This is a genomic window from Zoogloea sp. LCSB751 (assembly GCF_002028455.1).
Taxonomy (GTDB): Bacteria; Pseudomonadota; Gammaproteobacteria; order Burkholderiales; family Rhodocyclaceae; genus Zoogloea.
On the sequence record NZ_MWUM01000050.1, the window covers coordinates 1 to 9,810 of the forward strand.

Annotated in this window: 8 protein-coding genes and 1 pseudogene; all 9 read left to right on the forward strand. The window is 67.9% G+C overall.

Translation table 11 applies throughout. The features are described from left to right. Positions 1–152: pseudogene (locus tag B4920_RS31075) on the forward strand (formyltetrahydrofolate deformylase); the annotation flags it as partial. Between the two features lie 24 nt (positions 153–176). Then, complete coding sequence (locus tag B4920_RS25400; protein WP_079437539.1) at positions 177–1,418, forward strand: FAD-dependent oxidoreductase; 1,242 nt, start codon at positions 177–179, stop codon at positions 1,416–1,418. A gap of 29 nt (positions 1,419–1,447) precedes the next feature. After that, positions 1,448–1,705, forward strand: a complete 258-nt coding sequence (locus tag B4920_RS25405) for a sarcosine oxidase subunit delta (RefSeq protein ID WP_079437540.1) — start codon at positions 1,448–1,450, stop codon at positions 1,703–1,705. After that, the gene (locus tag B4920_RS25410) at positions 1,702–4,602 is read left to right on the forward strand and encodes a 2Fe-2S iron-sulfur cluster-binding protein (RefSeq protein ID WP_216820026.1); all 2,901 of its coding nucleotides are present in this window, start codon (positions 1,702–1,704) and stop codon (positions 4,600–4,602) included. Before B4920_RS25405 ends, B4920_RS25410 begins: the two co-directional genes overlap by 4 nt. Next, positions 4,602–5,204 (forward strand): hypothetical protein, encoded by a 603-nt coding sequence (locus tag B4920_RS25415; RefSeq protein ID WP_079437542.1) that lies wholly within the window; start codon positions 4,602–4,604, stop codon positions 5,202–5,204. Before B4920_RS25410 ends, B4920_RS25415 begins: the two co-directional genes overlap by 1 nt. Positions 5,205–5,235: 31 nt before the next feature. Next, on the forward strand, positions 5,236–6,564 hold the full coding sequence (gene glnT, locus B4920_RS25420; RefSeq protein ID WP_079437543.1) for a type III glutamate--ammonia ligase: 1,329 nt from the start codon (positions 5,236–5,238) through the stop codon (positions 6,562–6,564). 24 nt (positions 6,565–6,588) lie between these two features. Beyond that, positions 6,589–7,497 carry a glutamine amidotransferase family protein gene (locus B4920_RS25425; protein WP_079437544.1) on the forward strand — a complete coding sequence of 303 codons (909 nt, stop codon included), beginning with the start codon at positions 6,589–6,591 and terminating at the stop codon, positions 7,495–7,497. Beyond that, on the forward strand, positions 7,485–8,174 hold the full coding sequence (locus B4920_RS25430; RefSeq protein WP_079437545.1) for a protein glxC: 690 nt from the start codon (positions 7,485–7,487) through the stop codon (positions 8,172–8,174). The genes B4920_RS25425 and B4920_RS25430 overlap by 13 nt, the downstream gene beginning before the upstream one ends. 95 nt (positions 8,175–8,269) lie before the next feature. Continuing rightward, on the forward strand, positions 8,270–9,631 hold the full coding sequence (locus B4920_RS25435; RefSeq protein WP_079437546.1) for an FMN-binding glutamate synthase family protein: 1,362 nt from the start codon (positions 8,270–8,272) through the stop codon (positions 9,629–9,631). The last annotated feature ends 179 nt before the right edge of the window (positions 9,632–9,810 follow it).

Sequence of the window (9,810 nt, forward strand, 5' to 3'; positions counted from 1 at the left end):
AGGACGTCATCCGCGTGGATCACTCCGACGCCCCCGACGACCTCGTCCGCTACGGCAAGGACATCGAGAAGGCCGTATTCGCACGCGGACTGCGCTACCACCTCGAGGACCGCGTCCTCGTCCATGGCAACAAGACCGTCGTCTTCCGCTGAAACACCGGAACTAGAGGAACCACCATGCCCTGGCGTCTCCTGCGCTTCGCACTCAACAAAAAGCACCCGGAACCCCGGATGTTCACCTTCCACGAGAAGCTGAAAGCCAGCTACGACGTGGTCATCATCGGCGGCGGCGGACACGGCCTGTCGGCCGCCTACTACCTGGCCCGCGAACATGGCATCACCAATGTCTGCGTGCTCGAGAAGGGTTACATCGGCGGCGGCAACACCGGCCGCAACACAACCATCATCCGCTCCAACTACCTGACCCCCGAGGGCGTCCAGTTCTACGACGAGTCCGTGCGCCTGTGGCAGGACCTGTCGGAGGACTTCGACCTCAACCTGTTCTACGCCAACAGGGGCCACTTCACCCTCGCCCACACTGATTCGGCGCTGCGCACCATGCGCTGGCGCGCCGAGGTGAACAAGCACTACGGCGTTGCCTCCGAAGTGGTCGGGCCGGAAGTGGTGAAGGAAGCCGCGCCGATGATCGACATCACCTGCGCCGGCCACTCGCCGATCCTCGGCGCGCTGTATCACGCCCCCGGCTCGGTTGCGCGCCACGACGCGGTGGCCTGGGGCTACGGCCGCGGCGCCGACCAGCGCGGCGTCGAGATCCACCAGCAGACCGAAGTGCTGGGCATCGACGTGGAAGGCGGCAAGGTCAAGGGCGTGCGCACCAGCAAGGGCTACATCAGCACCGGCAAGGTGTTGTGCGCGGTGGCCGGCTCCACGCCGCGCATCCTCAAGATGGTGGACGTCAAGTCGCCGATCTACATCCACCCGCTGCAGGCGATGGTCAGCGAGCCGGTCAAGCCCTGGCTCGACCCGATCCTGGTGTCCGGCAGCCTGCACGTCTATATCAGCCAGTCGGCCCGCGGCGAGCTGGTGATGGGCGCCTCCCTCGACCCCTACGAGCTGCACGGCACCCGCTCCACGCTGGACTTCGTCGAAGGCCTCACCAGCCACATGCTGGAGATGTTCCCCTTCCTCTCCAACGTGAAGGTGATGCGCCAGTGGGCCGGCATGGCCGACATGACCCCCGACTTCGCGCCGGTGATGGGCAAGACCCCGGTGGACGGCTTCTATCTGGATTCCGGCTGGGGCACCTGGGGCTTCAAGGCCACGCCGGTGTGCGGCAAGACCATGGCCCACACCATCGCCACCGACACCGCCCACCCGCTGATCACCGGCTTCTCCCTCGACCGCTTCCGCAACTACGCCCTCACCGGCGAAAAGGGCGCGGCCTCGGTCGGCCACTAACCCGGCCCCGGAGAGAAAGGAAAACCGCCATGAAGATCATGACCTGCCCCCTCAACGGCCCGCGCCCGGTTTCGGAATTCCACTACTGGGGCGAAGTTCGCCCGATGCCCAACCCGGCCACCGCCAGCGACGACGCCTGGGCCGACTACGTCTTCAACCGTAACGGCGCCCCCGGCCTGAAGAAGGAATGGTGGTGCCACACCCCCAGCAACACCTGGTTCATCGCCGAGCGGGACACCGAGAAGGACGTTGTGCTCAAGACCTATTTCTACGAGGGAGATCAATGATGCGTTTGCCCGCCACCCGCGGCGAGTGGATCGACCGCTCCCGCCCCGTCGAATTCAAGTTCGAAGGCCAGACCTACAAGGGCTACGCCGGCGACACCATCAGCTCCGCCCTGTGGGGCGCCGGTGTCCGCGTGCTCGGCCGCAGCTTCAAGTACCACCGTCCGCGCGGCGTGCTGTCCCTGGCCAACCATGACGTCAATGCGCTGCACCAGTCGGGCGGCACGCCCAACGTGCGCGCCGACGTCACGCCCCTCGTGGCCGGCATGGACCTGACCGCCGTCAATACCTTCGGCAGCCTGGCCGACGACAAGGGCCGCTTCCTCGGCAAGCTGTCCGCCGTCCTGCCGGTCGGCTTCTACTACAAGGCCTTCCACAGCAAGCGCCTGTTCCCCATGTGGGAGCGCATGTTCCGCGCCATGACCGGCCTCGGCAAGGTGGACCTGAAGAGCCCGCACAAGCGCACCCCCAAGGCCTACGACTTCTGCGACGTGCTGGTCATCGGCGCCGGCCCGTCCGGCCTGTCCGCCGCGCTGGCCGCCGCCGCCCAGGGCGCCGACGTGACGGTGGTGGACGAGAACGCCCAGGCCGGCGGCAGCGCCGGCTACCAGCTCGGCAACGACAACGACCGCCGCCAGCAGCACGCCGACCTCCTCGCCAAGGTTGCCGCCGAGCCGCGCATCCGCGTGCTCACCGGCACCTACGCCGCCGGCTACTACAAGGACCACTGGATTCCGCTGGTCAGCGCGGAGCGCATGCTCAAGATGCGTGCCGGCAGCGTGGTCGTCGCCAGCGGCGCCTTCGAGCAGCCTGCCGTTTTCCACAACAACGACCTGCCCGGCATCATGCTGGCCTCCGCCGCCCAGCGCCTGGCCTACCGCTACGGCGTCAAGCCGATGGACAAGGCGGTGGTGCTCACCGCCAACGCCGACGGCTACCGCGCCGCGCTGGATCTGCTGGCCCTCGGCACCGCCATCGCCGCAGTGGTAGACCTGCGCACCAACCCCGGCAAGGCCGAGCCGCTGGCCCACCTGCTGCGCCAGTCCGGCATCGAGGTGCTGAGCGGCCACTGCATCGTCGAAGCCAGGCCCGACGCCAACGGCCTGTGCGCCGGCGCCCGCATCGCCGCGCTGCGCGCCGATGGCACCCCCGCCGCGCAGACCCGCGACATCCCCTGCGACGGCATCCTGATGAGCACCGGCTGGGCCCCCGCCGCCAACCTGCTGTACCAGGCCACCACCCGCATGCGCTACGACCGGGCGGTGGAGCAGTTCGTCCCCGACGTGCTGCCCGATGGCGTGTTCGCCTGCGGCCGCGTCAATGGCGTCTTCGAGCTCGACCGCAAGCTCGCCGACGGCGCCCGCGCCGGCAGCCACGCCGCCGCCGCGGCCGGCTTCGGCAGCGCCAGCGGTGCTGCCCTCGCCCCTGAAAGCGAGAGCCCCAGCCACCCGTGGCCGATCATCGACCACCCGGCCGGCAAGAACTTCGTCGATTTCGACGAAGACCTGCAGTTCAAGGACTTCTGCAACGCGGTACAGGAAGGCTTCGACAACATCGAGCTGCTGAAGCGCTTCTCCACCAACGGCATGGGCCCCAGCCAGGGCAAGCACTCCAACATGAACGGGCTGCGCATCCTGGCCCGCCTGACCGGCAAGGAACCCCAGCAGGTCGGCACCACCACCGCGCGCCCCTTCTTCCATCCGGTGCCGATGTCCATCCTGGCTGGCCGCGGCTTCCACCCGGAGCGTCGCACCCCGCTGCACAGCCGCCACGACGCCCTCGGCGCCAAGTGGATGCCGGCCGGCGTATGGCAGCGCCCGGAGTATTACCAGCTCGCCGGCAAGAGCCGCCTCGACTGCATCCGCGGTGAAGCCCTGGCGGTGCGCAACGGCGTCGGCCTGATCGACGTCGGCACCCTCGGCAAGCTGGAAGTCATCGGCCCGCAGGCCGCCGAATTCCTGGAGCGCGTCTATACGTCCAACTACGCCAACCTCAAGGTCGGCATGACCCGCTACGCGGTGATGTGCGACGAGTCCGGCGTGGTCATCGACGACGGCGTGGTGGCCCGCTTGGCGGACGACCACTTCTACTTCACCACCACCACCTCCGGCGCGGCGACGATCTACCGCGAGCTGTCCCGCCTCAACACCATGTGGCGGCTGGACTGCGGCATCGTCAATCACACCGGCGCCTTCGCCGCGGTGAACCTGGCCGGGCCGAAGTCCCGCGAGGTACTGCGCAGCCTGACCGGCCTCGATCTGTCGGCCGCCGCCTTCCCCTACCTGGCGGTGCGCGAGGGCGAAGTGGCGGGCATCCCGGCGCGCCTGATGCGGGTCGGCTTCGTCGGCGAATGGGGCTACGAGATCCACGTGCCGGCCAGCCACGGCGGCGCCCTGTGGGACGCCCTGATGAAGGCCGGCGCCAACCACGGCGTCCGCCCCTTCGGCGTGGAAGCCCAGCGCCTGCTGCGCCTGGAAAAAGGCCACATCATCATCAGCCAGGACACCGACGGCCTCACCACGCCGCTGGAAGTCGGCATGGAATGGGCGCTGAAGATGAACAAGCCCTTCTTCGTCGGCCAGCGCAGCCTCGTCGCCGTCTCCCACAAGCCGCGCAAGCAGCAACTGGTGGGCATCAGCTTCCCAACCAACCACGAAGGCCCGGTGCCGCTGGAATGCAACCTGGTCATCGAGGGCGGCGACATCGCCGGCCGCGTCACCAGCATCGCCTGGAGCCCGACCCTCAAGCGCCACATCGGCCTCGCCTTCGTGCGCCCCGACCTGGCCAAGCCCGGCCACACCGTCAGCATCCGCCTCACCGGCGGCTCGATGGTCGAGGCCCAGGTCAGCGCCACCCCGTTCTACGACCCGGACAACCTCAAGCAGAAGGAGGCCGCGTGATGCCTGCCAACGCCCTCGCCGTGAGCCCGGTGGCCGACATCGCCACCCTGCCCGACCCCTCCGCCCAGAAGGCCGCCGTCGCCAAGCTCGGCATCGCCGACCAGTCCCTCACGCCGCGCCACGGCTGCAAGGGCCCCGGCGCCGCCGCCTGGCTCGAAAGCCTCGGCCTGCCGATTCCGCCGCAGCCCAACAGCTGGCTGCCGGTGGACGGCGGCGGCCTGATCGCCCGCCTCGGCTTCACCGAGTTCCTGGTGGAAGGCCCGGCGACGCTGATCGCCCGCCTCGCCAACACGCCCCGCAGCGCCGGCGTCTATCCGGTGCTGCGCCAGGACGTCGCGCTGCTGCTCGGCGGCGCCAAGCTCGACGAACTGCTGCGCCAGACCTGCAACGTCAATTTCCGTCCCCTCGACCTGGCCACCCGCCCGGTGGTGCTCACCTCGATGGTCGGCGTCGGCGTGACGGTGATCCCGGAACTGCGCAACGGCCAGCCGGCAGTGCGCATCTGGGGCGACGGCAGCTACGGACACTACCTGTGGGAGACCCTGCTCGACATCGCCGTCGAGCTGGGCGGCGGCGCCGTAGCCCCCCACAGCTTCAACTGACCCCCACGAACCCCCTATCAGGAGAACGGCAATGACGCCCACAGAAGCAAAGAAGTTTCTCGCCGACAACGACGTCAAGTATGTCCTTGCCCAGTTTGTAGATATCCACGGCACGGCCAAGACCAAGTCGGTCCCGGCCGCCCACTTCGAGAGCATCCTCACCACCGGCGCCGGCTTCGCAGGCTTCGCGGTGTGGGGCCTCGGCATCGAGCCCAACGGCCCCGACTACATGGCCATCGGCGACCTGGACACCCTCACCCTGGTGCCCTGGCAGCCCGGCTACGCCCGCATCGCCTGCGACGGCCACGTGAAGGGCGAACCCTGGCCGCTGGACACCCGCGTGGTGCTCAAGAACCAGATCAAGCGCCTGGACGCCAAGGGCTACACCTTCTTCACCGGCCTGGAGCCCGAGTTCTCCCTGCTCAAGAAGGATGAAGCCGGCAACATCATCCCGACCGACCCGACCGACACGCTGCCCAAGCCCTGCTACGACTACAAGGGCCTGTCGCGCAACCGCCAGTTCCTCGAGACCCTCACCGACAGCCTGCGCGCGGTGGATGTGGACGTCTATCAGATCGACCACGAGGACGCCAACGGCCAGTTCGAGATCAACTACACCTACGCCGACTGCCTGACCTCCGCCGACCACTACCTGCTGTTCAAGATGGCCGCCTCAGAGATCGCCAACGACCTGGGCATGATCTGCTCCTTCATGCCCAAGCCCTTCGCCAACCGGCCCGGCAACGGCATGCACATCCACATGTCCCTCGGCGACGGCAAGACCAACCTGTTCGCCGACAAGACGGACAAGCACGGCCTCGGCCTGTCCAAGCTGGCCTACCAGTTCCTCGCCGGCATCCTGGCCCACGCCCCGGCTCTGGCCGCCATCTGCGCGCCGACGGTCAACAGCTACAAGCGCCTCGTCGTCGGCCGCTCCCTGACCGGCGCCACCTGGGCCCCGGCCTACATCAGCTACGGCGACAACAACCGCTCGTCGATGGTGCGCATCCCCCACGGCCGCCTCGAACTGCGCCTGCCGGACGGCGCCTGCAACCCCTACCTGGCCACCGCCGCGGTGATCGCCGCCGGCCTCGACGGCATCGAGCGCGACCTCGATCCGGGCCTGCCGCAGAACCAGAACCTCTACGCGCTGAGCCCCGAGGAGCTGAAAGCCGCCGGCATCGAGATCCTGCCCCAGAACCTCCACGAAGCCCTGCTCGCCCTCGAGAAGGACACCGTGCTGTGCAAGGCCCTCGGCCCGGTCGCCCCCGAGTTCCTGCGCCTCAAGCACATGGAGTGGGTGGAGTACATGCGCCACGTGTCGGACTGGGAAATCAAGAACTACCTGGAATTTTTCTAAGAACTGAACGAAGGAGAAACGACTATGTGTGGAATCGTCGGATTGCTGGTCAAGACACCAGCCCTGCGGGAAAAGCTCGGTGAGTTGATGGTGCCGATGCTGATCGGCATGACCGAGCGCGGTCCTGACTCCGCCGGCCTGGCGGTGTTCGGCAACCCCCTCGCCGAAAACCAGCGCAAGATCAGCGTGTATTCCGGCCTCACCGAGGACGGCGCCGACTTCAACTGGCTCGGCCTCAGCCATGAACTGAAGTCCCACCTGGGCGTGCCGGTCGGCATCGAAATCAAGGGCAACCACGCCGTACTGACCTTCGACGTGGCCCCGGCCATCGTCAAGCGCTGGATCGCCGAGCACCATCCCAAGCTGCACATCCTGTCCACCGGACACAGCATCGACCTCTACAAGGACATCGGCACCCCGGCCGAGGTGGCCGCCCGCTACGACTTCAGCAAGCTGACCGGCTCGCACCTGGTCGGCCACACCCGGATGGCCACCGAATCCGCCGTGACGCCGGACCGCGCCCACCCCTTCACCGCCGGCGAGGACTTCTGCCTGGTCCATAACGGCTCCCTGTCCAACCCCAACGGCATCCGCCGCATGCTGGAGCCGCGCGGCATCCACTTCGAGACCGACAACGACACCGAGGCCGCCTGCCGCTTCCTGGAATGGCGCCTGCGTGAAGGCGACGACCTGGAGACCGCCCTGCAGAAGGGCTTCGAGGAGCTCGACGGCTTCTTCACCTTCCTGATGGGCACGCCGGACAAGCTGGCCCTGATCCGCGACCCCTTCGCCTGCAAGCCGGCAGTCGTTGCCGAGACCGACGACTACGTGGCCATCGCCTCCGAGTTCCGCTCCCTGGCCCACTTGCCCGGCATCAAGCACGCCACCGTTTTCGAACCCGCGCCCGAGGAGATGTACGTATGGAACGCCTGACCTTTGACCTCGCCACCCAGCCCCTGCGCGAGCTCAACACCTTCCTGCACAACGACGCCAAGGACGGCAAGGCCCGCCACGTCACCGTGCTCAACCCGGACGGCGCCCACAACATCGCGGTCGGCCTCGACTGCCCGGTGGAAGTCGAGATCGTCGGCCACGCCGGCTACTACGCCGGCGGCATGAACAAGGCCGCCAGCGTGACGATCACCGGCAGCGCCGGCACCGGCGTCGCCGAGAACATGATGAGTGGCAAGGTGCACGTGAAGGGCTTCGCCTCCAACGGCGCCGGCGCCTCCGCCCACGGCGGCCTCTTGGTCATCGACGGCGATGCCGGCCTGCGCTGCGGCATCTCGCTGAAGGGCGGCAACATCGTCGTCGGAGGCTCGGTGGGCAGCTTCTCGGCCTTCATGGCCCAGGCCGGCCGCATGGTGATCTGCGGCGACGCCGGCGACGCCCTCGGCGACTCCCTGTATGAAGCGGTGCTCTACGTGAAGGGCAACGTGAAGTCCCTCGGCGCCGACGCCCAGTACGAACCGATGACCGACGAAGACATCGCCGCGGTCGCCAGCCTGCTCGACCAGGCCGGCCTCGACCACGACCCGAAGGCCTTCAGGCGCATCGCCTCCAAGCGTTCCCTCTACCACTGGAACGCCGACGCCAACCAGGAATATTGATCCCGCGCCCGTCCGGGGCGGAGCGCCGAACCCGCCTCCGCCCCCATCAGGACGACGCCGACGGACTTAGCCGACGAATATTGAGGAGTTCCCAAATGGAAACCAAACCCGTGCAATTCAAGAACCTCTCCCGCGAGGAATCCTACGGCTACGACCGCAAGACCCTCGACTACATCCGCAACGCCGCCGCCCACGGCCTCTACGAGATCCGCGGCATGGGCGCCAAGCGCAAGCTGCCCAACTTCGACGACCTGGTCTTCCTCGGCGCGTCCATGTCCCGCTACCCGCTCGAGGGCTACCGCGAGAAGTGCCTGACCAAGACCGTGCTGGGCACCCGCTTCGCCAAGAAGCCGGTCGAACTCGATATCCCGATCACCATCGCCGGCATGAGCTTCGGCGCCCTGTCCGCCAACGTGAAGGAAGCGCTGGGCCTGGCCGCCACCGAGATGGGCACCTCCACCACCACCGGCGACGGCGGCATGACGCCGGAAGAACGCCGCTCATCCAAGATCCTGGTGTACCAGTGCCTGCCGTCCCGCTACGGCTTCAACCCGGACGACGTGCGCAAGGCCGACGCCATCGAGGTCGTCATCGGCCAGGGCGCCAAGCCGGGCGGCGGCGGCATGCTGCTGGGCCAGAAGGTGAACCCGCGCGTCGCCAAGATGCGCACCCTGCCGGAAGGCGTCGACCAGCGCTCCGCCTGCCGCCACCCGGACTGGACCGGCCCGGACGACCTGGCCATCAAGATCCAGGAACTGCGCGAGATCACCGACTGGGAAAAGCCGATCTACGTGAAGGTCGGCGCCACCCGCACCTTCAACGACGTCAAGCTGGCCGTCCATGCCGGCGCCGACGTGGTGGTGGTGGACGGCATGCAGGGCGGCACCGCCGCCACCCAGACCTGCTTCATCGAACACATCGGCATCCCGACCCTGGCCGCCGTGCGCCAGGCCGTCAATGCCCTCGAAGACCTGGACATGAAGGGCAAGGTCCAGCTGATCGTCTCCGGCGGCATCCGCACCGGCGCCGACGTGGCCAAGGCGCTGGCGATGGGCGCCGACGCGGTGGCCATCGGCCAGGGCGTGCTGGTGGCCCTCGGCTGCAACGGCGAGACCTACTACCAGAATGGCGCCCACCACGACGCCATTGCCGACTACAACGCGCTGGGCACCACCCCCGGCTTCTGCCACCACTGCCACACCGGCAAGTGCCCGGTCGGCGTCACCACCCAGGACGCCACCCTGGAGCAGCGCCTGACCCCGGCGGTAGGCGCCAAGCACCTCAAGAACTACCTCAAGACCCTGAACATGGAACTCACGACCATCGCCCGGGCCTGCGGCAAGCAGAACGTGCATCACCTGGAGCCGGAAGACCTGGTGGCCCTGACCATCGAAGCCGCCGCCATGGCCGGCGTCCCTCTGGCGGGCACCAACTGGATCCCCGGCCAGGGCTTCTGAGCAAGCAAGTTTCTCCCTCTCGCCCCGCAAGGCGTTTCGCCGGGGCGATCCGACCACGGATCGCCCCGCTTTTTTCCAGGAGACTGAATCCGTGACCGCCCAGATCATCGACGGCAAGGCCCTCTCGAAGCAGCTGCGCGAGGGCTTCCGCGAGCGTGTCGATCACCTCGCCGACCAGG

What these genes read in the sequence shown, in the direction of transcription:
- B4920_RS25400 (WP_079437539.1), top strand. Translation starts at nt 177, where the DNA reads ATGCCCTGGCGTCTCCTGCGCTTCGCACTCAACAAAAAGCACCCGGAA.
- B4920_RS25405 (WP_079437540.1), top strand. Translation starts at nt 1,448, where the DNA reads ATGAAGATCATGACCTGCCCCCTCAACGGCCCGCGCCCGGTTTCGGAA.
- B4920_RS25410 (WP_216820026.1), top strand. Translation starts at nt 1,702, where the DNA reads ATGATGCGTTTGCCCGCCACCCGCGGCGAGTGGATCGACCGCTCCCGC.
- B4920_RS25415 (WP_079437542.1), top strand. Translation starts at nt 4,602, where the DNA reads ATGCCTGCCAACGCCCTCGCCGTGAGCCCGGTGGCCGACATCGCCACC.
- glnT (WP_079437543.1), top strand. Translation starts at nt 5,236, where the DNA reads ATGACGCCCACAGAAGCAAAGAAGTTTCTCGCCGACAACGACGTCAAG.
- B4920_RS25425 (WP_079437544.1), top strand. Translation starts at nt 6,589, where the DNA reads ATGTGTGGAATCGTCGGATTGCTGGTCAAGACACCAGCCCTGCGGGAA.
- B4920_RS25430 (WP_079437545.1), top strand. Translation starts at nt 7,485, where the DNA reads ATGGAACGCCTGACCTTTGACCTCGCCACCCAGCCCCTGCGCGAGCTC.
- B4920_RS25435 (WP_079437546.1), top strand. Translation starts at nt 8,270, where the DNA reads ATGGAAACCAAACCCGTGCAATTCAAGAACCTCTCCCGCGAGGAATCC.